The organism is Lentzea albidocapillata subsp. violacea (genome assembly GCF_900100275.1).
In the GTDB taxonomy this organism is placed as follows: Bacteria; Actinomycetota; Actinomycetes; order Mycobacteriales; family Pseudonocardiaceae; genus Lentzea; species Lentzea violacea.
On sequence record NZ_FNET01000005.1, the window covers coordinates 433,367 to 457,953 of the forward strand.

Here is a 24,587-nt window from a genome sequence, read left to right on the forward strand (position 1 = left end):
CACGAACGTCCCACGATTCGGACGCGGAACCGTGATCAAAAATCCGGTCGAATGCCTGCTTCCAGCCTGTCCGATCAGCTCGCGAGGGCTGCGCTGATCGCTCGTGCCGTGTGCCCCACGGCCTCTCTCAAGGCCGTGGCGCTGCGGCCGTTGTCGAGAACCGCGGAGACGGTGCCGATGACGCTGCTGGACGGCGTGCGCACCGGTGCGCTGACGAACTCCATGCCCGCCGGCACCGTCGCCCCTGGCCGCAACCGGGTCACGTCCTCGGCCCGCACGATGCTCGCCGCCGCGACCAGCACCCGGTCGAGCCGCGGCACCGCGAGGATCGTCGACGTCCTGATCGTCGCGGACAGTGCCCGCAACGGTTGCCGCGCCACCCGCAGGACGCCCGGAGCAGGTTCCCAGGCCTGCCCGAACCGGAACATCTGCGCGCCGATGCGGTAGCGGCCGCGCACGTTCTCCACCGCGCCGAGGACCTCCATCTGCTCCAGCAGGCGGTGCACCGTCGTCTTCGGCATCTCGCAGCGTGCAGCCAGTTGCGTGAGCCCCAGCTCACCCTCGTCCATCAGTTCGTCCAGCAGTGAGAAAGCCCCTTCGAGTACCGATCTGCCCATGGTTTCGTGCCCCCTCGTTCCGTTGTTCGGAACTGATGCTGGCGGGGATCCATTGGTGGCACATGAGTACAGGGGTACTCAATTTCCGAAACACGACAGCCCCGCACCGAACCGGTGCGGGGCTGTGTGCGTATGACTGGGTAAGACCTAGTCGAGGTAGTCCCGGAGAACCTGCGAACGGGACGGGTGACGCAGCTTCGACATCGTCTTGGACTCGATCTGGCGGATGCGCTCACGCGTGACGCCGTAGACCTGGCCGATCTCGTCCAGGGTGCGCGGCTGGCCGTCGGTGAGGCCGAAGCGCAGCCGGACGACGCCCGCCTCACGCTCGGACAGCGTCGCGAGCACGGACTGCAGCTGGTCCTGCAGCAGCGTGAACGAGACGGCGTCGACGGCGACGACAGCCTCGGAGTCCTCGATGAAGTCGCCGAGCTGGCTGTCGCCCTCGTCGCCGATCGTCTGGTCCAGCGAGATGGGCTCACGCGCGTACTGCTGGATCTCCAGCACCTTCTCGGGCGTGATGTCCATTTCCTTGGCGAGCTCCTCCGGAGTGGGCTCGCGGCCCAGGTCCTGGAGCAGTTCACGCTGTATGCGACCGAGCTTGTTGATGACCTCGACCATGTGCACCGGGATGCGGATGGTGCGGGCCTGGTCGGCCATCGCGCGGGTGATCGCCTGACGGATCCACCAGGTGGCGTACGTGGAGAACTTGTAGCCCTTGGTGTAGTCGAACTTCTCGACCGCGCGGATCAGACCCAGGTTGCCCTCCTGGATCAGGTCCAGGAACGCCATGCCGCGGCCGGTGTAGCGCTTGGCCAGCGACACGACGAGACGGAGGTTCGCCTCGAGCAGGTGGTTCTTGGCGCGCTCGCCGTCGCGGACGATCCAGCGCAGGTCACGGCGCAGCTGCGGCGTGAGCTTCTCCGCTTCCTCCTCGGAGCGGCGCACGCGCTCGGCGGCGTAGAGACCCGCCTCGATGCGCTTGGCGAGCTCGACCTCCTCCTCGGCGTTGAGGAGGGCGACCTTGCCGATCTGCTTGAGGTAGGCGCGGACCGAGTCGGCCGAGGCGGTGAGCTCCGCGTCCTTGCGCGCCTGGCGCAGGGCCTCGGACTCCTCCTCGTCCCAGACGAAGTCACCCTTGTTCTCGGGGTCCTCCGCGGCCTCGGGCTCGTCCACGACGGGCTCGTCGACGATCTCGACGTCCTCGACCAGGTCCTCGGCGCCGGGAGCGCCTTCCATGTCCTCGGGGTCGTCGCCGTCCTTCTTGGCGGTGCCCTTCGCGGCAGGATCGGCCTTGCCGGCCGTCTTGCGCGGGGCCTTGGCGGCGGCTGCGGGCTTCTTCGCTGCCGCAGCGGTCGTCTTGCGCTTCGGCTTCTCCTCGGCCTCGCCGGCCGCGGTCGCCTTGGTGGTCTTGGCGGCGCTCGCGGCGGAGCTGGAGCGTCGGGTTGCGGTTTCTGCGGCTGCCACGTACGCCCTTTCGCGACGGTCGTTCAAGGCTAACCAGAGGGCGCGAAACCTCGGTCGCCAGAGTTCGGGGGATATCCCCGCCGATCTTGCTTGGCGGGTGTGCGTTCCATTGTAACGACGTCCGTGACGCGGTGTTGCGCCCCGAGGTGCTTCGAGGCGCTCTCACCTGCGTTCCCGCAGCTAGATCGAGTCGGACACGTTTCGGTGTCGAACGCTCACTACGGCCTGACGCCGTGCTCGGCGGCCCATGCGGCGCCCACGATTCCGGCGTCGTTCTTCAGCGCGGCAGCGACCACTTCGGTGCGGACCTCAAGCAACGGCAACCACTTGTGCGCCTTCTTGCTCACACCGCCACCGGCGATGACGAGATCGGGCCAGATGAGGTCCTCGAGCACGTTGATGTACCGCGTCACCCTGGGCGTCCACTCCTCCCAGGACAGGTCCTTCTCCTCCTTCACGGAGGCGGCCGCGCGCGATTCCGCGTCGTGCCCGTCGACCTGGAGGTGGCCGAACTCGGTGTTCGGGACGAGCTTGCCGTCGAGGAACACCGCGCTGCCGATACCCGTGCCGAACGTCAGCAGGACCACAGTGCCGTTCTTGCCCACGCCCGCGCCGAACGACATCTCCGCGATACCGGCCGCGTCCGCGTCGTTCATCACGACGATGTCCTCGGGCCTGCGCTCGAGGCGCGCGGCGAAGAGCTGCTGGGCGTCGCAGTTGATCCAGCCCTTGTCCACGTTCGCGGCGCTGAGGGCCACACCGTGCTTGACCACACACGGCAGCGTGATGCCGACCGGGCCGTCCCACTGGAACTTCTCGACGATCTCCGCGACGACCTCCGCCACCGCCTCCGGTGTCGAAGGCTGGGGCGTGGGGATCCGCATGCGTTCGCCGTCCAGTGCTCCTGCCTCGAGGTCGACCAGGCCGCCCTTGACGCCGGAGCCGCCGATGTCCACACCGAACCCGCGGGTGATGCCCATCCCCGTGGTCCTTCCTACTAGATCCTGCTGGTTTCGATTCAGTACACCTGTGGTGCGCAGACATTAGCCTGACGTTGCCCGATAGTCCCGTGCTAGTGACGCAGGAGGGAACCGGTCGTGTTCGATCCCCGGCCACTCGTCGATACCGCGACGGCCATCGCACGGGAAGCGGGTGCTCTTGTTCAGCGCATGCGTGCTTCCGCGGTCGTCTCGTTCGACACCAAGAGCACTTCGACGGACGTGGTGACCGCGGCGGACCGCGCCTCGGAACAACTCGTCCGGACGCGTCTGTCCGAGTTGCGCCCCGGCGAGCCCGTGCTCGGCGAGGAGGAGGGCGGCCTTGACGGTCGTGCCGTCGTCGAGGGCCTGACGTGGGTCGTCGACCCCATCGACGGCACCGTCAACTACCTCTACGGAATCCCCTGGTACTCGGTGTCGATCGCCGCACAGCTCGACGGTGAGTCTGTCGCGGGCGCGGTGTTCGAGCCCGCCACCGGCCGCATGTGGACCGCCGCACGCGGGTACGGCTCGTTTCTCGACGGTTCGCCGTTGCGCGTCTCCTCGACGACCGACTTGTCTCTCTCGTTGCTGGGGTACGGGTTCGCCTACCGGCCGGAGCGGCGTCAGCGTCAGGCCGACGCCTGGGCCCGGATGGCGGGTCGGGTCCGCGACCTGCGGCGGGCCGGAGCGGCGTCGCTGGACCTCTGCTCGGTGGCGGCCGGGCGGCTCGACGCCTACACGGAGCACGGCCTCGGCCGGTGGGACTGGGCGGCCGGCGGACTGATCGCCGCGGAGGCCGGCGCGGTCGTGCGGTTGCCGGGCTCATCGCCCGAACTGGGGGAGGACGCGACGTTCGCCGCGGCGCCCGGCATCGCCGACGCCATGCACAGCGCGCTCGTCGAGTCCGGCTACGGCAAGGTCTGAAAGCGCAGGTCAGAACGCTAATATATCGGTTATGCAAAATACGTTTGCGGACGTCCGCAAACGTATTTTGCATAAGGGGTCCGCGAGCGGATCCGATCAACGTTGAATCAACGTTGATTCAGGGAGGCCCGTCAACGTTGACAGCAGGGTGACGACCTGGCGCACGTCCGGGAGGTGGATCAGTTCGGCGACCGTTCGGGTGCCGTAGCCGTCGGGCATGACCCGCCGGTCGAGCCTGATGTATCCGGTGCCATCCGGTTCCTCGGCGAAGGTCAGGTCGTCGATGTCGGCGAGCTTCACCGACCGCGCCCGCCTTCCGGGAACGGACACGACGCGTTGGTCGGTCACGTAGTAGGTCGTGCGACGCAGGGTCCGATAGCGCCAGAGGAACGGCTCGGCCAGGTAGAGAAGTTCGAGCACGACGAACGCGCCGAACACCAAGAGGGCGGTGGACCAGCTGTCGAGGAAGTCCGACCACCCGCGCATCAGAAGGACCGACCCCGCCACGAGCGCGATCTTGACGGCGTCGAACCTGAGGCTGAACCTGATCCACTTCACGTCCAGGCTCAAGAAGACCGAGTGATGTGCCGGCTTGCCCTTCCACAGGACGTGCTCGTCCGGAAGAAGATCTAGCCCCATGCGCGCAAGGTAGCGCGCGGCCGAGCGGGAGTCAGCAGGTCACGTCGCGTGCGCCGGCCAGGTTGTCGGCGTTGAGCGTCGGCGGGGCGGCCGCGGCGACCTGACCGCCCTGCTGTTCCGGCTGCTGCGCCGCCCACTCGCTGAGCTGGTCGAGGACCTTGCGCACACTGCTGTTCGGCTTGACCTCGTCGAACTTCTTGCCGATCGCGATGTCGACGGTGGCGTCCTGGCGGTCGTCGCGCACGAGTTCCAGGCACGGTTCCAGCAGCGACAGGGTCCTGGCCGCCGACGCGCCGGGCGCGCCGAAGCGGATCTGGCCGCGGCAGGTCATGTCGCCCGCCGGGTAGATCGCGTCGTTGTCGGGTTCGGCCGCCTGCTTCAGGCCCAGTTCGGTGAACATCGTCGCGACGGCCTTCGCGTGGTTGCGCTGCGTCGAGGCGTTGACGACCTTGAAGTTGACCTCGCCTACCGGCACCGGGTTCGTGCGGTCCAGCGCGTCGTGCTCCAGGACGGTGCCCAGCGGCGGGGCCTGCGGCGTCGAGGCCGCAGCCGGATCAGCCGGTGCGCTCACCGATGTCGTGACGTTGCCGGGCGCATTGCACTTGATGGCCGCGTCCACGTCGCTCGCGTTGCCGAGGACCTTGATCCACACGAACACGGAACTGACCAACAGCACCGCGAACAGGACGAGCGCGGGCACGGGCCGACGCCTCTTGTAAGGCGTCAAGCTTCCCGATGCGGATCCCACGTCCGAGCCCTCCCCGTGATCCGTCCCTGAGATCAGCCTAGGCCCAACCAGGCTGATGCGCGCCCTGACGGGCGTGACCCACTGCACCGTCGTGATTGCTCACAGTCAGGACGGTACCGGCCCGGCGTCAGGTTGCACGCCGGAGCACGCGTGCTCCCGCACAGGGTATCGGTCCTGCGTAGAAAGGTTGTGTCACCCGTCCGGTCGGTAAGGGGTAACCCGATGCTGAGGCACTCCGGCAATGAGCTACCCTCTGCGCGCTCCGCACACATTTCGATCAAGCCGACGGTCACGTCAAGGGGGTTGGCTTGCCCGCCGGGTGTGCGAGACCTACGTCACCTTGACGTGGGGCACAAAAGAGGTCGCTGGAGCGTTAACCAGCGACACGAACAGTCTCCGTAGACCGCAGGGGTGAAGAAGATGGCGACCGACTACGACGCGCCGCGTCGCAGCGAGGCGGACGAACTCGCTGAGGACTCCCTCGAGGAGTTGAAAGCCCGGCGGAACGAGACGCAGTCCGGCGTCGTCGACGTCGACGAGGACGCGAGCGCGGAGAACTTCGAGCTTCCGGGCGCCGACCTGTCCGGTGAGGAGCTCACGTTCAAGGTCCTGCCCAAGCAGGCCGACGAGTTCACGTGCTCGAAGTGCTTCCTGGTGCACCACCGCAGCAGGCTCGCCGAGGACAACGGCGGCACGTACATCTGCCGGGACTGCGCCTGAGTTCAGTCCGCCGAAGAAAGAACTGGGCGCTCACCCTCACGGGTGGCGCCCAGTTGTGTTTTCTCAGGACCGTGTTTCTCCGGACTTGATCGCGGCGGCGAGCTCGTCGGGGCGGCGCGTGCTGATCACCCAGTAGGGCGTCGGGTCCTCCGGGTCGGTCACGCGCACCCGCACGAGCGGCTTGACCCAGCCCCGGTGCACGACGAACGCCGCCGGGTCGAGTTCGCGGCCCATGGCCCGGCGGCGGTCCTCGGGGGCGATGATCTCGACGTCGCCGAGCAGTTCCAGCGGGATGTGCGCGTCACCCGCGCGCAGCTCGCCGTCGGCGACCTCCACCCTCGTCGACCCCATCTTCGCGATCAGGACGGCCGTCAGGGGGAGCAGGATCACGTACGGCAGCCAGGACCTGACGCCGGGGAAGCCCATGTGCACCTCGGCGGCCAGCAACGCGGCCGCGAGCAGCGGCAGCGGCCAGATCCACCACGTCACGTACAGGCGTTCGCGGAAGGTCGTAGTGGCGGTCACGGCAGTCTCACTCACGTCGTCAGGGTAATCTCGGCCGCCGTGTCCAGCGTCGAGGTGTTGCTGACCCGGCTCGATCCGGGGGTTCCCGTGCCCGCCTACGCCCGTCATGGCGACGCGGGCGCAGATCTGGTCACCACGTCGGACGTGGTCATTCCACCAGGAGAGCGCGCCGTGGTCGGCACCGGTGTCGCCATCGCGCTGCCCGACGGCTTCGCGGGCTTCGTCCACCCGCGGTCGGGCCTGGCCGCGCGAGTCGGGCTGAGCGTGGTGAACACACCCGGCACGATCGACTCCGGCTACCGCGGTGAGATTCGTGTTTGCCTCGTGAACCATGATCTCCGTGAGCCGATCGTGCTGTCACGTGGAGACCGGATCGCCCAGCTCGTCGTGCAACGCGTCGAGCGCGCGGTGTTCCGCGAGGTGACCGAGTTGCCGGAAACGGAACGCGGTGCGGGAGGCTATGGCTCGACCGGCGGGCACGTGGTGCTCGCCCGGATGAAGGCGGAGGGGTAGGGGCATGTTCGGAAGGCGCCGCAAGCGCGGTCGTCACTCCTCGGGGGCGGTCGAGACCGGTCCGGAGCACGACGAGGTCCTCGACGACGTCGACGGCCCGTGGGACTCGACGGTCGCTCCCCAGGACGACGTGGAGCGGCTCGACCTGGGATCGGTGCAGCTCCCGATGCCGGACGAGGCCCAGCTGCAGGTCGAGATGGATCAGCAGAACGGCTCCGTGCGTGCCGTGCACGTCCTCACGTCCGTCGGCCAGCTGACGGTCAGCGCGTTCGCCGCGCCGAAGTCGGGCGGTCTGTGGCGGGAGGTCGGCGCCGAGCTGATCGACGGCCTCAAGGAGGACGGCGCCCGCATCAACCGCGAGAACGGCGAGTGGGGCGAGGAGATCACCGCGCGCAACCAGGGCGTGCAGATCCTCTTCGTCGGCGTCGACGGCCCGCGCTGGATGCTGCGCGGCGTCGCGGCCGGACCCGAAGAGCACTTCGAGCAGAACTCGCAGGCGCTGCGCGAGATGTTGCGCGGCACCGTGGTCGTGCGCGGCGAGCAGCCGATGCCGCCCCGCACCCCGCTGCCGGTCGAGCTGCCGGAAGCGATCGCCCGGCACATCCAGCAGCAGGGCTAACGCGCCTGCTGCCACGCCTGCACCGCACGCCCCAACGCGTGCGGGTAGGCGTCCAGCGTCGTTGTGACGAGCACGGCGCGCGGGATGGCTTCGGCCCATGCCCGCGCGACTGCGATCGGGTGTACCGGGTCATCGGTGCACCCGACGATGCCCGTCGGCACGTCCAGCGACTTCAGCTCGTCGAGCGTCGGCGCGAGCGACTCGGCGGCTTCTTCGAGGTGCGGCACGAGCAGGTCGCCGTAGCCGTGCCAGGCCCTCGTCAGTTCGTCGTGCAGCCAGCCGGTCGTGCCGGCGAGCGCCGTCGTGAGGCCCTGGGACCTGACGATCTGCGCGCTCGCCTTGGCCGCGAGCGCCGCCGGCGCCTCGTCCGGAGCACCGGTCCACGCCGGAAGCGCCAGAATCAGGCCGGAGCACCGGTTCGGGTTGGCCACCGCCCACCGCGCGGCGACGTGCGCGCCCAGCGAGACACCACCCACCACGATCGGGTGGCCTGCCGGGGCATTTTCGAGAGCCGTCAACCGTTCACTGAGTGTGCGGACACGTGGTGCGGTGAGAACGGCACCGACCTGCGACAACGGCTCGGTGAACACGGAACGGACGAATACCTCGTCAGAGGCGGTTCCGGGCAGGAGAAGCACAGTCTCGGCAGGCACGCCCGAGATTGTCGTTGCCCGTGCGTACCCTCACTGTCAGACGGTCCACACCACGGGGCCACCTGAGCAATGCAGGAGTCGGGGATGAGCGGCTATTGGCGCCGCTTGGTACGTCGCTTGACCAGCGACGTGACCGAGCTCGACGCGGACGACCTGTCGCGAAAAGCGGAGGCCGTCGGCGCGGTGAAGGCCTGCGACTGCAAGTCCGGTGAGGAGGTCACGGTCCTCGGAAGGCTCCGCAGTGTGGAGCTCTGCCCCCGGGACGCGGCCGCCACACTGGAAGCCGAGCTCTACGACGGCACCGAGGGCGTCACCCTCGTCTGGCTCGGCCGCCGTCGCATCGCGGGAATCGAGCCTGGTCGGACGATCAAGGCCCGAGGCCGCATCGCCGTGCGCGACGGGCGCAAGGTGCTCTACAACCCCTATTACGAGTTGCAGAACGCTTCATGACTTCAGTCAAGACCGAAGAAAAGCAGCCCACCGTCCTAGAGCAGATGGGCGGCGTGAGCGGAATGCTCTACTCGTCGCTGCCCGTGCTCGTCTTCGTGATCGTCAACTTCACGACCAAGAACCTGATGGCCGCGATCATCAGCTCGCTCGCCGCCGCCGTCGTCATCGGCGTGGTCCTGGCCGTGCGCAAGGGCACCATCCAGCCCGCGATCTCCGCCGTCTTCGGCGTGGGCATCGCGGCGTTCATCGCGTACAAGACAGGCGAGGCCAAGGGTTTCTTCCTCTTCGGCATCTGGCAGAGCGTCGTGTACGGCAGCGCGTTCCTGCTGTCGATCATCGTGCGCTGGCCGCTCGCCGGCGTGATCTGGACGTTCCTCAACGGCAGAGACCGCTCCTGGCGCGACGACAAGGCCTCGGTCCGCGACTACGACATCGCGACCTTCGTGTGGGCCCTGGTGTTCTTCGCCCGCTTCGTGGTCCAGCGCTGGCTCTACGACGAGGACCAGGTCGGCTGGCTCGCCGTCGCCCGTCTCGGTATGGGCTACCCGCTGATGGCCATCGCGCTGCTCGCCACGGTCTGGGCGGTCCGCCGCGCGGACAAGCGCCTCAAGGCGGCCGAGGAGGCCGCCGAGGCCAGGGCCGCGGCGGATGCCGAAGCGGCGACGGAGGCAGTGCTCGCACGCACGGCCGACGACCTGCTCACCCCGGACATGGACGAACTCAAGCGCGTCGTCGACGCCGAGTCCCGCGACAAGTCCAGAGACTGACCCGCTCCACGCTTCGCGGCCGGTGCCTCCTCTCAGGGGCACCGGCCGTGTCGTTTCCGGTCGTGTCGCAATGATCGAGTAGGCCAGCCATGGGCACCTTCGGCGCCAACCCGTTCGACAGTGACGGGGTGGGGATCCGCTGGAGAGGTTTCGGCCGCGAAGTGTTCGCCCATGAAGCCGCGCAGATGCCGATTTCTGTTCGCCTCGTGGTCCACCGGATGCAAAAAACGTTTGCGGACGAAGTCAAAAGACTCATTGCAATGGGTGGGTCAGGTGGTGGCGACGGCCCGGTGAGGGTCGGCTTCGGGGCTCTGACCAGTGGCGATGTGGCCGTAAGGGAATCTTCGACCATGTCGAGGCGCGATATATTGGATATCAGTTGGTCCGGGACGGGCCCAGCACGGTGCGCAGTTCATCGCGGCCCGTCACACCGAGGACCCCGTAGATCGCGTGCAGGTGGTTGTCGACGGTGCGTTTGGACGTGTGCAGCCGCTCGGCGATCTGCTGGTTGGTGAGTCCGGACGTGGCGAGGTGGGCTACCTCGGCCTGGCGGCGGGTCAGGTGGGTGAGGTCGCCGGCGCGCAGGACCGGGGTGTAAACGCCGTCGAAGTCGCGCATCAGGAGGGCCTGCCGGGCGGAGGCCTGGGAGGCGGCGCGGGCGTTGCCCTGGGTTCGGTGCAGGCGGGTGGCGGCGGCCAGGGCCTCGGCGGCGTAGAGGGTGGCGCCGATGCGCTGGAAGTCTGTTGCGGCGGCTTCCAGGGCGGTTGGTGCGGCGTGGGCGAGGGCGGTCGCGTGTGAGGCGTAGGCCTTCGTCATCGGGTCGTCCATAACGGCTGTGAGGGCCGTCAGGCGCAGGGACGTGTCCACGCCGTAGCGGGCGGCATCGTGCAGTGCCATGGCCTCGCTGCAGTGCATGCCCAGTTCGGCACATTCGTCGGAGGCGGCCATGGCTGCGTCTGCGGCTGCGCGGATGTCACCGGTGCTCGCCAGAACCCAGGAGCGCGTCACCGAGACCGTGGTCCCGATCCGGCGCCAGGCGGGGCGGCGTGCCTTCTCGGCGCGGGCCAGGGTCTGCTGGGCCAGGGTGACTTCGCCGCAGACCGCCGCGGCCCCGGCCAGGTTCGCCAAGGCGATGACGTCGAAGATCAGGGGACTCGCGGGGGACTTCGGGCTGCCTTCGCGGGCCAGGCGCAGGGCTTGGGAGCCGTTGCCTCGCATGCGCGCGCAGAACGACAGCACGCTGTAGAGCGATGTCGCGCCTGTGAACGCCAGATCGTCGAACGATCGGTCGTACATCGTCAGCGCGAGGGCTTCCGCCTCGGCGAGATGGCCGGCGAACGCCAATGCGAAGCACCGCATGCGCAGTGCGCCGTCGTCCGGTTCGGCAGGGTCCTCCAGAGCCTCGTAGGCGGTGATCTCCTGCGCGACCTCGCGATAGCGGCCCGCGTGCAGGAGGCACAACGCTCTGGTGCGTCGCATGTGGACGGAAAGATGCGGTGCCACGGGCCGATAGGTGCGTTCGAGGACCGTTGCCACGTGATGGTGCTGTGCGTCCAGGATGACCCGGACGACCTGCAGCCACTCGTGTACGTCCGCTGGGAGGCCGGGGACGTCTACGGAGTCGAGCATCGCGGCGGCGGCGTCCGCGTCGCCGAGGCCGAAGTGCAGGTTCATCGAGCGGGTCGCGGCGAGGCGGCTCAGGTCCTCCGCCGACAGCGGGCCGGCCATCACGTCGGCGAGTGTCGCTTCGGCCTGCGACGGCTCGTGGCCGTGCATCAGCACCTGGCCGAACACGTGTCCGACCCGGTTCAGGCCACCCGCCTCGACGGCGGCGCGGCAGAGGCGTTCGGCGAGCGTCACGTCCTGCGCGGCCCAGGCCTGTTCGGCGGCCGCGGCGAGCAGGGTCACCGAGATGGGTGCGCCGCCGTCGAGCCGCCACGTGGCGATACGCATGAGGTCTTCACGGCGGCGTGCGCCCGTTGCCTCCAGAGCGGTGGCCAGCGCGCGTTGGTGCGCCCGCGCGCGCAACGTCGGGCACGTCGCACGAAGCAGGCTGCCGTACAACGGGTGTCCGAGGCGCACGACCGTGCGACGTCCTGAGGGCACGACACGGATCAACCCGCGCGTCTCCAGGTCGTCCAGCGTCTCCTCGCGCACGAGCGACGCCAGCAGGTCCAGTTCCACCGGCTCGGAACAAGCGAGCAGTTCCAGCGCGTGCCGGTGCGACCGTTCCAGCCGGCCGAGGTTGGACCGCACGAGCTCCGCGAGCCGCCCGCCGAGCTCGATCGCGCCGTGCCACGACCAGATGCCGTCGTCTGAGCGCAACGTCCCCAACGCGCGCCCCGACATGACGAGTTCCCTGAGGTACAAAGGGTTTCCCGCGCTGGCGGACCACAGCAGCGACGCCGACCGCGTGTCGACCGGCTCGCCCAGCGCTTGTTCGAGCAGCAGGCCGGACTCGGCGCGCGACAGGTCGCCGAGCGGGTACCGGCGCAGCAGCCCCTCCTGCCACAACTCAGTGCTTTCACCCGGCCGTGAAGTCACGAGCACCCGTGCGTGTCCGTGCCGGATCACGTGACTCAGCAACGCGATGGAGGCGTCATCCAGCAGATGCGCGTCGTCCACCACGATCACCAACGGCTGCTGTTCGGACAGAAGGTGCTCCACGGCACGACCGAGCGGGTTCGCCGTGCGCATGTCAGCGGGCAGCATCGCGGCCATCGCCCCGAACGGGATGGCCGACGTCGCCACCGTCGCGTAACAGCGCCGCACGGCGAGACCGGAGTGCTCCAGCCGTGCTACTACCTCGTCCGTGAGCCGCGTCTTGCCCACACCGGCGGGTCCGACGAGCGCGGCGCCGTTGCCTGACGTGAGCGCGGACATCACGTCCTCAAGCTCCCGCACCCTGCCCACGAACGGCCACACGACTCGCAGTGTGCCGAGGTCCGGCTCACCGCGCACATCGATTTACGCGCCGTGGCCGAACAACTCGCGCAAGCCGCCCCGTCCCGTCACGCCCACTGCCGCGTACGTGGTGTGCAGATGGTTGTCCACGGTCCGTTTGGCGATCGCCAGCCGTTCGGCGATCTCCACGTTCGTGAGTCCGGCCACGGCGAGACGCGCGATTTCCAGCTGACGTGGCGTCAACGCGGCGAGGGTGCTCGTCACCATGAGACCGGGAGTGGTCGCGCCGTCGAACGTCTCCGCGAGCGCCGCCGCCTGCCGTTCCAGCCGGTCCGCTGCACGGGGCCGGTCGTGCAGGCGCGACAGCCTGCTGGCCTCCGCGAGCGCCTCGGCCGCGTACAACGTGGCACCGCACGCCGTGAACGCCGCCGCCACCTCCTCCAGCCCCGCCGGGTCACGCAACACGCGCGCCTGGGCGTGCGAGGCGTACGCGGCCGTGAGCGGTTCCTTGCGCGACTTCGCGAGCTCCAGCAGACGAGGCGAGGTGTCCGCACCGAACCGTGCGGCGTCGTGCAGCGACCCGATCTCCTCGGAATGCGCGCCGTGTTCCCTTGCCGAAACCGCGTTGTCCAGAGCGGCCTGCATCGCCTCGTTGACGCGCCCAGCGCCCGCAAGCACCCACGACCGTGCGGCCCCTACGGCGAACTGCGCGATACGCCACGCGGGCCGCAAGCCGGCCTCCGCACGTGCCAAGGCTCGAAATGCGCGATCCGACTGCCCTCGCAACGCCGCACCGGCCGCGAACTCGGCCAGCAGCAGCACGTCCCACATCATCGGCGGCGCGGCCGGGTCCGGCACGCCCTCGGCGGTGATCCGCACGGCCGACGCGGCGTTCCCGCGCAACCGTGCGCTCTGGCTCAGCAGCACCCGCGGCGGCACCTGGGTGACCGACCAGCGGTCCTCCTCGATCACCTCGGCGAGCGCCTGTGCGGCCCGCCTCTCGGCCTCCACCAGGTCACCGGCCCGCAGCATGCTCTCGTTGCGCACGCCGTTCGCCGCGTTCGTCAACGACGGGAACCGCCCCGCCGTCGCTATCACGGCCCTGTGGTTGTCCTCGATCCGTGCGATGGCCTCGGTGTAGCGGCCCGCGAACTGGTCCGCGAACGCCAGCACCTGCCGTCCCGCCGTCGCCGCCCAGCCGCCCTCGGCGAGCAGCAGCTCACCGCCCAGGCGTGCGATCTGCAACGGCGCGGCCTCCAGCGCGAACGTCAGCGAGAAGAACAGCACGGCGTGTTCCAGTTCGGCGGGCAGCGTCCGTGCCGTCACGAGATCCAGCACGGCCACGGCGGCGTCCTCGTCACCGAGGCCGAAGAACAGGTTGAACGCGCGCGTACAGCCGGCCTGCATCAACGTCAGCGTGTCGCCGCCCGCCGCCATGGTCTCGGCGAGCACTTCCTCGGCCTGCGCGCACCGACGCTGGTACATCAGCACCAGACCCAGCACGAGCCCCACGCGCGATGTCGCCCCACGGGCCACGGCTGCTCGTGCGAGCCGTTCGGCGAGTTCCCAGTCCTGAGCGGACAGTGCCTGCTCGGCGGCCCGCGCCAGCAGGTCGGGCGACTCGGCCGTCCCGCTGTCGAGCCGCCACGTCGCGACGCGCAGCGCGTCACCGGGACGGCCGGCGCCCTCCGCCTCCAGCCGATCGGCCAACGCGCGCCTATGTGCACGTGCGCGCAACGTCGGACAGGTGGCTCGCAGGCGCGCGCTGTAGAGCGGATGAGCGACGCGTGCCCGTCCGTCGTCACCGACGCGCACGAACCCCATGTCGACGAGGTCCTGCGGTACGGACATCAACCCGGCTTCGAGCGGTTCGCCGTACGCGAGCAACTCCAGCGCTCGCCGTTGCGGATCCCCGAGCCGGCCCAGCGTCAGGTCGACGAGCTCGGCGAGCCGCCCGGACAGCTCCAGCGGCCCGCTCCAGTTCCACCCGCCCTCGGTCTCGGTGAACGCGCCGCAGTGCCGGCCCGTCGCGACGAGTTCCTTGAGGTACAACGGGTTCCCACGGCTGTTCGCCCACACCAGGTGCCGTGTCGAGGCATCGGCCGGCCCACCGAGAGCCGCCGCCAGCAACGCGTCCGCGCGTTCCTGATCCAGCGCGCCGACCGCGACGACGGTCAACCCCTCCATGCCCCAACCCGGCCGTGCGGTGCACATGACTCGCATCAGCCGGTGGCGCACAAGGTGCTGCAACACCAGCAACGACGCGTCGTCGAGCAGGTGCGCGTCGTCGACCGACAACACCCGCCGCCCGCCACGAGAGAGATGCTCGGCGGCCGCGCGCACCGACGACGACAGGATCGAACCCTGTGAGGCGGGCAGGTCGGTGGGCACGAGCGACCCGAGCGCGCCGAGTGGAATCCGGGACGTGGCCACCGTGGCGTAACAGCGCACGACAGGGTGCGGCACGGCGGCGAGCGCCTCAAACGCCAGCCGTGTCTTTCCCACGCCCGGAGGACCGGAAAGCAGCACCGCGCCGTCCACGGCCAACGCCCGCAGCGTGGTCCGCAGCTCTTCCTCGCGCCCGACCAGGGGCAGCTGATCGCTCACAGGAAGTAGGTGCCCGCCTCCGCTGCGCAGATACGCGGCGGAAGGCGGCCTAGTACCCCAGAGCGCTCTTGATGTCCTGCTCGACGGCAGCCGTGGTGACGAACAACAGCTCGTCACCACCCTCGAGGGTGTCGTCCGGCTGCGGCACGATGACCCGCCCGCCGCGCAGGATCGTCACCAGGGCGGCGTCCCGCGGCATCGACAGCTCCGAGACCGCCCGGCCGGCGAACGGCGTCGACTCGTCGAGCGTGATCTCCACGAGGTTCGCCTGCCCCTGCCGCAACGTCATGAGGCGCACGACGTCGCCGATCGTCACGGACTCCTCGACCATGGCTGCCAACAGCCGTGGCGTCGACACGGCCACGTCGACACCCCACGACTCGGTGAAGAGCCATTCGTTCGCCGGGTCGTTCACGCGCGCGATGACCCGTCGGACGGCGAACTCCGTCTTGGCCAGCAGCGACACCACTAGGTTGACCTTGTCGTCACCGGTCGCGGCGATCACCACGTCGCACAGCTGCATGCCCGCGTCCTCCAAAGAGGACAATTCGCACGCGTCGGCCTGCACCCACTCCGCCTGCTCGACGGAGTTCGGGTCGAAGTGCGCCCGGTCCCGCTCGATCAGCATCACCTGGTGCCCGTCCGAGACGAGCTCCTGCGCGATGGACCGTCCCACGGCTCCCGCGCCGGCGATAGCGACCCGCATCAGCTCTCCTCCGGTGCCTGCAGCGCCGCCGCCGCGACGTCGGTGATCGTGCCGGACAGCGCCGCCACGTAGATGGAGTCGTCGGCCTGCACGACGGTCTTCGCGTCCGGCAGCACTCCGGTGCCGAAGCGCATCACGAACGCCACGCGCGCGCCGATCGCTTCTTCGAGCTCGCGCACCGGCCGCCCGACCCAGGCCTCGTCGACCTCGATCGGCAGCACCGCCACGGTGCCGGACGGGTCGCGCCACGCGGTCGACGCCCCTTCGGGCAGCAACATCCGCAGGAACCTGTCGGTGCTCCACGGCACCGTCGCCACGGTCGGGATGCCCAGGCGCTCGTACACCGCGGCGCGCTTGTGGTCGTAGATGCGCGCGACGACGTGCTCGACACCGAACGTCTCGCGCGCGACCCGCGCCGAGATGATGTTCGAGTTGTCGCCGCTGGAGACCGCCGCGAACGCGCCCGCGCGCTCGACACCGGCCTCGATCAGGACATTGCGGTCGAAACCGTTGCCGATGACCTGCTGTCCGTGGAAGTCGCTGCCCAGCCTGCGGAACGACTGCGCATCCTTGTCGATCACGGCGACCTGGTGGTCGAGTCGCTCCAGGGCCCTGGCCAGGGACGCTCCCACCCGGCCACATCCCATGATCACCACGTGCACGACATGCCTCCTCAGGCGAACTCTCCGCAGAACCTACCGAGCATTAGCCCGTCCCGGTGAGCGGACCCCTTACGCTCTGGCCGTGTCCAAGCTCGCCACCGCTGCCAAACGCCTCCTGGTCGGACGGCCGTTCCGCAGTGATCGCCTCGCGCACACCCTCCTGCCCAAACGCGTGGCACTCCCAGTGTTCGCCTCCGACGCCATGTCCTCGGTCGCCTATGCGCCCGAGGAGATCTTCCTGGTGCTGTCGGTGGCGGGTCTGAGCGCCTACGCCATGGCGCCGTGGGTTGGGGTCGCGGTCGTCGTGGTGATGCTCACCGTGGTGGCCAGCTACCGGCAGAACGTGCACGCCTACCCCTCGGGCGGTGGCGACTACGAGGTCGCCACCGTCAACCTCGGACGCAGAGCAGGGCTCACCGTGGCGAGCGCCCTGCTCGTGGACTACGTCCTCACGGTGGCGGTGTCGATCTCGGCGGCGGCGGCGAACATCGGGTCGGCGATCCCGTTCGTCGCGACGCACAAGGCGGAGTTCGCGGTCGTCGCGATCGTCCTGCTGACGGCGGTCAACCTGCGCGGCATCCGCGAGTCCGGCAGCGCGTTCGCGATCCCGACCTACGCGTTCATGATCGGCATCTTCGGCCTGATCCTGTGGGGTCTCATCCGCGGTTTCCTGTTCGGCGACGAGATGCGCGCGGAGAGCGCGAACATCGAGATCCATGCCGAACAGGACCACCTGATGGGCCTGGCGTTCGTGTTCCTGGTGATGCGCGCGTTCTCGTCCGGCTGCGCGGCCCTGACGGGTGTCGAGGCGATCAGCAACGGCGTGCCCGCGTTCCGCAAGCCCAAGTCCCGCAACGCCGCCACGACGCTGCTGCTGATGGGCGGCATCGCGGTGGTCATGCTGATGGGCCTGATCACGCTCGCTCAGCTGACGGGCGTGCGGATGGCCGAGTCGCCGGCGCACCAGATCGTGAACGCGCCGCCCGGTTACGAGCAGAAGACGATGGTGGCCCAGGTCGCCGCGGCCGTGTTCGACACGTTCCCGCCCGGCTTCTACTTCATCACGGGCGTCACCGCGCTGATCCTGGTGCTCGCCGCGAACACCGCGTTCAACGGCTTCCCCGTGCTCGGCTCGATCCTCGCCCAGGACCGCTACCTGCCGCGTCAGCTGCACACCCGCGGCGACCGGCTGGCGTTCTCCAACGGCATCCTGTTCCTGGCCGGCTTCGCGGTCGTGCTGGTGATCGCGTTCGACGCCGAGGTCACCCGGCTGATCCAGCTCTACATCGTCGGTGTGTTCGTGTCGTTCACGCTCAGCCAGCTCGGCATGATCAGGCACTGGCAGCGGCTGCTGAAGACCGAGACCGACGAGCAGGCGCGCCGGCGGATGCGGCGCTCACAGGCGATCAACACGTTCGGTCTCGTGATGACCGCGACCGTGCTGATCATCGTGCTGATCACGAAGTTCACCAAGGGCGCGTGGATCGCCATCGCCGCGATGGCCGCCATCTACGCGTTGATGACGGCGATCCGCAAGCACTACGACACCGTCGCCGAGGAACTGCGCAAGCAGGAGCGCGTGCGCACGATGCCCGCGCGCAACCACGCGATGGTGCTGGTGTCCAAACTGCACATGCCGACGATCAGAGCGCTGTCCTACGCCAAGGCCGTGCGTCCGGACGTGCTGGAGGCCGTCACGGTCAACGTCGACGACGGCGACACCCGCAAGCTCGTCGCGGAGTGGGAGAAGGAGAACTTCAGGATCCCGCTGAAGGTGATCGAGTCCCCCTACCGGGAGATCACCAAGCCCGTTCTCGACTACGTCAAGCGCGTGCGGACGGACAACCCGCGCGACGTTGTTACGGTGTTCATCCCCGAGTACGTCGTCGGCCACTGGTGGGAGCAGCTTCTGCACAACCAGAGCGCGTTGCGGCTCAAGGGAAGGCTGCTTTTCCAGCCGGGTGTGATGGTGACGAGTGTGCCGTGGCAGCTCGAATCCTCGGTGAAGGTCAAAGACAAGGACGTCATCGCACCCGGCGCTGTCCGAAGGGGACTTGACGACCGATGAGCTCGACCAAGGAAGACTGGACCGGACGCAAGTTCGAAGTAGAAGTGGGGCCTGTCGCGCACGGCGGGCATTTCGTCGCACGGCATGAGGGCCGCGTTCTGTTCGTGCGTCACGCGCTGCCCGGCGAGCGCGTCATGGTCTCCGTGTACGAGGACAACGGCGGGTCGTTCTGCCGTGCGGACGCCGTGGAGATCCTGGAGGCGTCACCTGACCGGGTCGAGGCGCCGTGCCCGTTCAGCGGGCCGGGGATGTGCGGCGGCTGCGACTTCCAGCACGTGTCGTGGGACGCGCAACGGGAACTGAAGGCCCAGGTCGTCCACGAACAGCTGGCGAGGCTCGCCAAGATCGAACGCGACGTGGTCGTCGAGGCGCTGCCGGGCGGCCCGCTGGAGTGGCGGACCCGCATTCGGATGGCCGTCGGCCGTGACGGAACGCCGGGCTTCCGCGGCCTGCGTTCCCACGATGTGATCCCGGTCGACCACTGTGTGATCTCCCGGCCGGGCATGGTCGAGGCGGTGGCCGACCGAAAGTGGCGGGCGCAGGAGCTCACGATCGTCCAGGACGGTGACGGCAACCGTCATGTGGGTGAGGTGCGCGGCCGACACACCGTGCGACGCGCCGGAACAGGTACCGCCGTCGAGACCGCCGCCCAACGAAAGTGGCGAGTTTCGGCGGACGGTTTCTGGCAGGTCCACCCGGCCGCCGCGGACACGTTCGCGTCCGTCGTGGGGGAGTGGGCCGCGGCCACCCCGGGGCAACGCGCGTGGGACCTCTACGGCGGCGCGGGGCTCTTCGCGTCCGTGCTCGGCCGGCAGGTCGGCGAAAGCGGATCCGTGCTGGTCGTGGAGTCTTTCCCCGGTGCCGTGGAGGACGGCCGGCGCAACCTGCGCCGCATGTCCCAGGTCGAGTGGGTGGCGGACAAGGTGGAGCGTGCCGTGACGCGCAAACTGCCCGTGGAAGACCCTCACGTCGTGGTCCTCGACCCCCCTCGCAAGGGTGCCGGCAAGGTCGTTGTGGCTGAAGTCGCACGGCGCCGTCCGCAGCGGGTCGTCTACGTCGCCTGCGACCCCGCCGCCCTGGCCCGCGACCTGGCCGAATTCACAGTTCAGGGGTACCGGCTCGCTGATCTGCGCGCATTCGACGCGTTCCCGATGACGCATCACGTGGAGTGCATCGCCCTGCTCGTCCCTGAGACGAGCTGAGGCAGCGTCTCAGTCGCGTCTCCGTAGACTGAGCCGAAGTCTTCAGGAGTGAGGTGGGCGTGGTGACCCTGCTGGAGTCCGTGCACGGACCAGCTGATCTGAAACGGATGGACGAGGCACAGCTGTCGCAGCTGTGCGAGGAGATCCGGCGTTTTCTGGTCGACAAGGTGTCCAAGACGGGCGGGCACCTGGGCCCGAACCTGGGTGTCGTCGAACTGACCCTGGCGCTGCATCGGGTCTTCGACTCGCCGCAGGACCCGATCGTGTTCGACACCGGTCACCAGTCGTACGTGCACAAGATCGTCACGGGCCGTCGTGACGGCTTCGACCGGCTGCGCAAGCAGGGCGGCATGTCGGGCTACCCGTCGCGGACGGAGTCCGATCACGACGTGCAGGAGAGCTCGCACGCGTCGACGGCGTTGTCCTACGCCGACGGCCTGGCGAAGGCGAAGCAGATCAACGGCGCCCACGGCCACGTGGTCGCGGTCGTCGGCGACGGCGCGCTGACCGGCGGTATGTGCTGGGAGGCGTTGAACAACATCGCGGCGGACAGCACGCGTCCGGTCGTGATCGTGGTCAACGACAACGGCCGCTCGTACTCACCGACGATCGGCGGTCTAGCCGACCACCTGTCGTCGCTGCGGCTGCGGCCCGGCTACGAGCGCGTGCTGGAGAAGGGCAAGAGCGCGCTGCAGCAGACGCCGTTCTTCGGCAAGCCGCTCTACGCCGCCCTGCACGCAGCCAAGCGCGGCATCAAGGACGCGCTGGCGCCGCAGGCGATGTTCGAGGACCTCGGCCTCAAGTACATCGGCCCGGTCGACGGCCACGACATGGCGACGCTGGAGTCCGCACTGCAGCGCGCCAAGTCGTTCGGCGGCCCGGTGATCGTGCACGCGGTCACCCGCAAGGGCATGGGGTTCGCGCCGGCCGAGAACCACGAGGCCGACCAGATGCACGCCACCGGCGTCATCGACCCGATCACCGGCGAGGACGTCAAGCCGTCCAGCCGGACCTGGACGCATGTGTTCTCCGACGCGCTGGTGGACGTCGGCCGCGAGCGTTCCGACGTCGTGGCGATCACCGCCGCGATGCAGGGGCCCACCGGCCTGGACCCGTTCGCCAAGGCGTTCCCGGAGCGGTTCTTCGACGTCGGCATCGCCGAGCAGCACGCGCTGACCTCCGCCGCCGGACTGGCGATCGGTGGCCTGCACCCCGTCGTGGCCGTCTACGCGACGTTCCTCAACCGGGCGTTCGACCAGCTGCTGATGGACGTCGCACTGCACAAGCAGGGCGTCACGGTCGTGCTGGACCGGGCCGGCGTCACCGGCCCGGACGGCGCGTCGCACCACGGCATGTGGGACATGTCGATCCTGGGCGTCATCCCCGGCGTCCACGTGGCGGCGCCGCGTGACGCCGGCACGCTGGTCGAGGAGCTGCGGGAGGCCGTGGCGATCTCGGACGCGCCGTCGGTGATCCGCTACCCGAAGGCCTCCGTCGGTCCGGACCTGCCCGCGTTGGAGCGCGTGGGTTCCGTGGACGTGCTTAGGCGGTCGGGTTCCGACGTGCTGCTGGTGACGGTCGGCGCGTTGGGCGGGCTCGGTCTCGAGGCCGCGCAACGGCTGGAGGACCAGGGCATCGGCGTGACGGTGGTCGACCCGCGGTGGATCTACCCGATGTCGGTGGACCTCGTGGAGATGGCGGCGTCGCACAAGCTCGTGGTGACCGTTGAGGACGGTGGCCGCCACGGCGGCTTCGGTTCCTCTCTCGCGGCCGCCCTGCGCGATGCCGACGTCGAGGTGCCGTTGCGCGACATCGCGTTGCCGCAACAGTTCCACGACCACGGTGAGCGTGGCGAGGTGCTGGCGTTGTGCGGCATCACCGCGCAGGACGTCGCACGCCGCGTGACGGAGTGGGCCGCTCGCCTGGAGTGCCTGCCCGTCGAAATTGACGCGCCCGCGGACAAACAGGTCGGCTGACCTCCGGTCAAATCCTGACGGCCACGACCCCGGTCGCACACGGGGGCGAGGAGCTTTGTGAGTCCCTTGTGGACTCCCGTTCCCCGCCTCGCCGACCGGGGTCGTGGCCTGTCCGGACCATCGCGCCGAAGAGCTGGGGGATCTCCGTTGCCGATGTGGCCCTGCGCGATGTCGTCATGCCCGCTGAGCTGCGCCGAGCCGCCCTGGCCGAGCTGGTGGCGGCGTCCGAGGGGCGTGCGGCGCTGGAACGGGCACGAGGCGAGACGGCGGCGCTGCGGTCGTTGCTGAACGCGGCCCGGCTGGCGGAGGAGCACCCGGCGTTGCTGGAGATCCGCGCACTTCAGACCGCCTCGACGGTCGTGGTCGACAGGCCTGCACGCAGGAAGTGAAGGTGTCGTTAAGCGCCTTCTCAGGTCGGTATGGCACCTTTGAAGCGTGCGGATTCTGGTAGTCGAGGACGAGGCGCCTCTGGCCGACGCGATCGCTCGCGGCCTGAGGCGTGAAGGTATGGCCGTGGACGTCGCCTACGACGGCGAGACCGGGCACGAGAAGTCGACCGTCACGCGGTACGACGTGGTTGTGCTCGACCGCGACCTGCCGGGGATGTCCGGCGACGAGCTGTGCAAGGAGATCCTCAGCTCCGGCGCGCTCACCAGGGTCATGATGCTGACGGCGAGCGGGTCCATCGAGGATCGCGTGTCCGGGCTGTCGCTGGGAGCGGACGACTACCTCGCGAAGCCGTTCGCGTTCCCCGAACTGGTCGCGCGCGTGCGGGCGTTGGCCCGGCGTGCGACTCCTGCGACGCCGCCGCTGCTGGCCGCCCAGGACGTGGAACTGGACCCGGCGCGGCGCACGGTGTCGCGCGGCGGGCAGCCGATCGAGCTGACCCGCAAGGAGTTCGGCGTCCTCGAGGTGCTGCTCTCGGCCAAGGGCTCGGTTGTTAGCAGCGAGGAGTTGCTTGAGCGCGTGTGGGACGAGAACGCCGACCCGTTCACCACGACCGTGCGCGTAACTGTGATGACGTTGCGCAAGAAGCTCGGGGAACCGGGCATCATCGACACCGTCGTGGGCTCCGGCTACCGGGTGCCGAGTGCTTCGAACGGATCTGCTGAGGACTGACCTATGCGAAGGCGCGGACCAGGGCTTCGCCTTCGGATCACGCTCCTCACCACCGCGCTCGTCGCGGTCGTGAGCGCTGTTCTGCTGTTCCTCGGATGGACGCTGGTCGGGCGGGTCTTCGACTCGTCGCCGTCGTTCCCCTCCGATACCCAGGTGACGGTCGACGGCGTCACCGTCACCGTGAAGGTGCTGACCGACGCGTTGACGGCCGCCGCCCGTCAGGACCTGCTGCGAGCAGGGCTGATCGCGTTCGCGTGCATGGTCGTGGCCGCCGCGGTGCTGACGTGGACGCTCACCGGCCGTGTCCTGAGGCCCCTGCACGACGTGACGGGGGCTGCCCGCCGGCTGTCGGCTGAGTCGCTGGGGTCGCGGTTGCGGCTGGAAGGCCCGCGCGACGAGGTCGCGGAACTCGCGGACACGTTCGACGCGATGCTCGACCGGCTGGAAGCCGCCTTCGACTCGCAGCGCCGGTTCGTGGCGAACGCATCGCACGAACTGCGCACTCCTCTCTCGGTGGTGCGCACCGAACTGGACGTGACTCTGTCCGATCCGGATGCCGACGTCGAAGAGCTGCGACGCATGGCCGGTGTCGTGCGTTCGGCAGGGGAGCGTGCTGAGCAGTTGGTGTCGGCGCTGCTGCTGCTCGCGCGCACGGACGGCATTGGGCTCGCCGTGCGGGAGCCGGTCGACCTGTCCGCAGTGGTCGAGTCGGCGTGGAGGGCCGCACGGGCCGAGGCCGAGGCACGCAACCTGCGCACGGTGTTCCGTTGCGTGCCGGCGCTCGCGATCGGGGATCCCGCACTGCTGGAGCGGATCGCCGGCAACCTGCTGGAGAACGCCGTCCGTCACAACCACGTCGGCGGATGGATCGAGACCGTGGTGGAGAGCGGGCCGCAGTGGTCCGTACTGCGGGTGTCGTCGTCCGGTCCGCTGATCCCGCCGGACCGCGTGGAAGAGCTGTTCGAGCCGTTCCGCCGCGGGGTCAAGGACCGGACCAGCCAGTCCGGGACGGGTCTCGGGCTCTCGATCGTGCGTGCCGCGGTGGCCGCTCATGGCGGGTTTGCGCAGGCAGTGGCCGTGCCGACCGGCGGTCTGTCGGTCACCGTGCACCTGCCGGCCGCACCTCGCTGAGACCCACGGAGTGTCACTGCCAAGATTGTCGGCGTGGTCCCGGTCACACTCTGCGTCGATCTTGGCGGGTTTGGGCCGTCCGCGCGGTGTCTGACCTGCGGTTACGCCGTACGTGACCCCCGATTTGGATCTCGTGGGGGCCCCGTGTAAATTTCTCCATGCCAGCACGGAACGGGCCGGGAAACACAGCCGGAACGGAGTGCGGCGAAAGACTTCTAAGCCTGACACAGCCCCGGAAGTAAGTCTCCTCGGAGATGAGCTGCGGTGTGCGCGTGTTCTTTGAGAACTCAACAGCGTGCCGAAACACAGCCAGTAATATATGAATACCTCCTCGTCGAGGTATTCCTTTGAGAAGATAGATGCCAGACATATTCCGTCTGGAGCGATCACACAATCCTTATTGGAGAGTTTGATCCTGGCTCAGGACGAACGCTGGCGGCGTGCTTAACACATGCAAGTCGAGCGGTAAGGCCCTTCGGGGTACACGAGCGGCGAACGGGTGAGTAACACGTGGGTAACCTGCCCTGTACTCTGGGATAAGCCTTGGAAACGAGGTCTAATACCGGATACGACACTGGATCGCATGATCT

At 68.8% G+C, this 24,587-nt stretch carries 23 protein-coding genes and 1 rRNA gene; 13 read left to right on the forward strand and 11 right to left on the reverse strand.

Annotated features, from left to right (window positions below):
• Positions 1–74: 74 nt before the first annotated feature.
• The 3 genes from BLR21_RS15090 to ppgK all read right to left on the reverse strand — a co-directional run bounded on the left by BLR21_RS15090 (position 75) and on the right by ppgK (position 3,064).
• A complete protein-coding gene (locus BLR21_RS15090; RefSeq protein ID WP_051768670.1) occupies positions 75–617 on the reverse strand; it encodes a helix-turn-helix domain-containing protein in 543 nt (180 codons plus the stop codon).
• A 147-nt stretch (positions 618–764) separates the two neighbouring features.
• Positions 765–2,084 (reverse strand): RNA polymerase sigma factor, encoded by a 1,320-nt coding sequence (locus tag BLR21_RS15095; protein ID WP_090006432.1) that lies wholly within the window; start codon positions 2,082–2,084, stop codon positions 765–767.
• Between the two features lie 218 nt (positions 2,085–2,302).
• Positions 2,303–3,064 carry a polyphosphate--glucose phosphotransferase gene (gene ppgK, locus BLR21_RS15100; RefSeq protein WP_090006433.1) on the reverse strand — a complete coding sequence of 254 codons (762 nt, stop codon included), beginning with the start codon at positions 3,062–3,064 and terminating at the stop codon, positions 2,303–2,305.
• Positions 3,065–3,181: 117 nt separating this feature from the next.
• Here ppgK and BLR21_RS15105 point away from each other — a divergent pair, with 117 nt between their 5' ends.
• Complete coding sequence (locus tag BLR21_RS15105; RefSeq protein ID WP_090006434.1) at positions 3,182–3,988, forward strand: inositol monophosphatase family protein; 807 nt, start codon at positions 3,182–3,184, stop codon at positions 3,986–3,988.
• A 96-nt stretch (positions 3,989–4,084) separates the two neighbouring features.
• Here the strand turns inward: BLR21_RS15105 and BLR21_RS15110 are convergent, their stop codons facing one another.
• Together BLR21_RS15110 and cei are read right to left on the reverse strand one after the other, a co-directional pair.
• Complete coding sequence (locus BLR21_RS15110; protein WP_090006435.1) at positions 4,085–4,627, reverse strand: hypothetical protein; 543 nt, start codon at positions 4,625–4,627, stop codon at positions 4,085–4,087.
• Between the two features lie 31 nt (positions 4,628–4,658).
• Positions 4,659–5,375, reverse strand: coding sequence for an envelope integrity protein Cei (gene cei / locus BLR21_RS15115; protein WP_090006436.1), 717 nt, complete (start codon positions 5,373–5,375; stop codon positions 4,659–4,661).
• A 420-nt stretch (positions 5,376–5,795) separates the two neighbouring features.
• Here cei and BLR21_RS15120 point away from each other — a divergent pair, with 420 nt between their 5' ends.
• Positions 5,796–6,095 carry a DUF4193 domain-containing protein gene (locus BLR21_RS15120; protein WP_030474775.1) on the forward strand — a complete coding sequence of 100 codons (300 nt, stop codon included), beginning with the start codon at positions 5,796–5,798 and terminating at the stop codon, positions 6,093–6,095.
• 63 nt (positions 6,096–6,158) lie between these two features.
• Here the strand turns inward: BLR21_RS15120 and BLR21_RS15125 are convergent, their stop codons facing one another.
• A complete protein-coding gene (locus BLR21_RS15125) occupies positions 6,159–6,635 on the reverse strand; it encodes a DUF3093 domain-containing protein (RefSeq protein WP_256334688.1) in 477 nt (158 codons plus the stop codon).
• Positions 6,636–6,659: 24 nt separating this feature from the next.
• Between BLR21_RS15125 and dut the strand changes: the two genes are divergently transcribed.
• Both dut and BLR21_RS15135 read left to right on the forward strand, forming a co-directional pair.
• Complete coding sequence (gene dut, locus BLR21_RS15130; RefSeq protein WP_030474777.1) at positions 6,660–7,133, forward strand: dUTP diphosphatase; 474 nt, start codon at positions 6,660–6,662, stop codon at positions 7,131–7,133.
• Between the two features lie 4 nt (positions 7,134–7,137).
• Positions 7,138–7,752: a DUF3710 domain-containing protein gene (locus BLR21_RS15135; protein ID WP_090006438.1), complete on the forward strand. Its 615-nt coding sequence runs from the start codon at positions 7,138–7,140 to the stop codon at positions 7,750–7,752.
• Here the strand turns inward: BLR21_RS15135 and BLR21_RS15140 are convergent.
• Positions 7,749–8,405: an alpha/beta fold hydrolase gene (locus tag BLR21_RS15140; RefSeq protein WP_256334689.1), complete on the reverse strand. Its 657-nt coding sequence runs from the start codon at positions 8,403–8,405 to the stop codon at positions 7,749–7,751. The genes BLR21_RS15135 and BLR21_RS15140 overlap by 4 nt on opposite strands.
• A 69-nt stretch (positions 8,406–8,474) precedes the next feature.
• Here BLR21_RS15140 and BLR21_RS15145 point away from each other — a divergent pair, with 69 nt between their 5' ends.
• Positions 8,475–8,855, forward strand: a complete 381-nt coding sequence (locus tag BLR21_RS15145; RefSeq protein ID WP_030474780.1) for an OB-fold nucleic acid binding domain-containing protein — start codon at positions 8,475–8,477, stop codon at positions 8,853–8,855.
• The gene (locus BLR21_RS15150) at positions 8,852–9,622 is read left to right on the forward strand and encodes a DUF3159 domain-containing protein (RefSeq protein WP_090006440.1); all 771 of its coding nucleotides are present in this window, start codon (positions 8,852–8,854) and stop codon (positions 9,620–9,622) included. Before BLR21_RS15145 ends, BLR21_RS15150 begins: the two co-directional genes overlap by 4 nt.
• A gap of 375 nt (positions 9,623–9,997) precedes the next feature.
• Here BLR21_RS15150 and BLR21_RS15155 read toward each other — a convergent pair whose 3' ends face one another.
• Genes BLR21_RS15155 through BLR21_RS15170 form a run of 4 tightly spaced genes read right to left on the reverse strand, consistent with a single transcriptional unit; the run spans position 9,998 to position 16,501 of the window.
• Positions 9,998–12,547, reverse strand: a complete 2,550-nt coding sequence (locus BLR21_RS15155) for a LuxR C-terminal-related transcriptional regulator (RefSeq protein ID WP_143027726.1) — start codon at positions 12,545–12,547, stop codon at positions 9,998–10,000.
• A 42-nt stretch (positions 12,548–12,589) separates the two neighbouring features.
• Positions 12,590–15,133 (reverse strand): LuxR C-terminal-related transcriptional regulator, encoded by a 2,544-nt coding sequence (locus tag BLR21_RS15160; RefSeq protein WP_176929640.1) that lies wholly within the window; start codon positions 15,131–15,133, stop codon positions 12,590–12,592.
• A 49-nt stretch (positions 15,134–15,182) separates the two neighbouring features.
• A complete protein-coding gene (locus BLR21_RS15165) occupies positions 15,183–15,839 on the reverse strand; it encodes a potassium channel family protein (RefSeq protein ID WP_090006443.1) in 657 nt (218 codons plus the stop codon).
• On the reverse strand, positions 15,839–16,501 hold the full coding sequence (locus tag BLR21_RS15170) for a potassium channel family protein (RefSeq protein WP_090006444.1): 663 nt from the start codon (positions 16,499–16,501) through the stop codon (positions 15,839–15,841). The genes BLR21_RS15165 and BLR21_RS15170 overlap by 1 nt, the downstream gene beginning before the upstream one ends.
• An 82-nt stretch (positions 16,502–16,583) precedes the next feature.
• Here BLR21_RS15170 and BLR21_RS15175 point away from each other — a divergent pair, with 82 nt between their 5' ends.
• From BLR21_RS15175 to BLR21_RS15205, 7 genes are all read left to right on the forward strand, one after another.
• Positions 16,584–18,569 carry an APC family permease gene (locus BLR21_RS15175; protein WP_090006445.1) on the forward strand — a complete coding sequence of 662 codons (1,986 nt, stop codon included), beginning with the start codon at positions 16,584–16,586 and terminating at the stop codon, positions 18,567–18,569.
• On the forward strand, positions 18,566–19,771 hold the full coding sequence (locus tag BLR21_RS15180) for a class I SAM-dependent RNA methyltransferase (RefSeq protein ID WP_090006446.1): 1,206 nt from the start codon (positions 18,566–18,568) through the stop codon (positions 19,769–19,771). The genes BLR21_RS15175 and BLR21_RS15180 overlap by 4 nt, the downstream gene beginning before the upstream one ends.
• Before the next feature lie 62 nt (positions 19,772–19,833).
• A complete protein-coding gene (gene dxs / locus BLR21_RS15185; protein WP_090006501.1) occupies positions 19,834–21,747 on the forward strand; it encodes a 1-deoxy-D-xylulose-5-phosphate synthase in 1,914 nt (637 codons plus the stop codon).
• A 155-nt stretch (positions 21,748–21,902) separates the two neighbouring features.
• Positions 21,903–22,136 carry an SPFH domain-containing protein gene (locus tag BLR21_RS15190; RefSeq protein WP_256334694.1) on the forward strand — a complete coding sequence of 78 codons (234 nt, stop codon included), beginning with the start codon at positions 21,903–21,905 and terminating at the stop codon, positions 22,134–22,136.
• A 46-nt stretch (positions 22,137–22,182) separates the two neighbouring features.
• On the forward strand, positions 22,183–22,866 hold the full coding sequence (locus BLR21_RS15195) for a response regulator transcription factor (protein ID WP_030474790.1): 684 nt from the start codon (positions 22,183–22,185) through the stop codon (positions 22,864–22,866).
• Positions 22,867–22,869: 3 nt separating this feature from the next.
• On the forward strand, positions 22,870–23,997 hold the full coding sequence (locus BLR21_RS15200; RefSeq protein WP_090006447.1) for a sensor histidine kinase: 1,128 nt from the start codon (positions 22,870–22,872) through the stop codon (positions 23,995–23,997).
• A 397-nt stretch (positions 23,998–24,394) separates the two neighbouring features.
• Positions 24,395–24,587: ribosomal RNA gene (locus BLR21_RS15205) — 16S ribosomal RNA — on the forward strand; the annotation flags it as partial.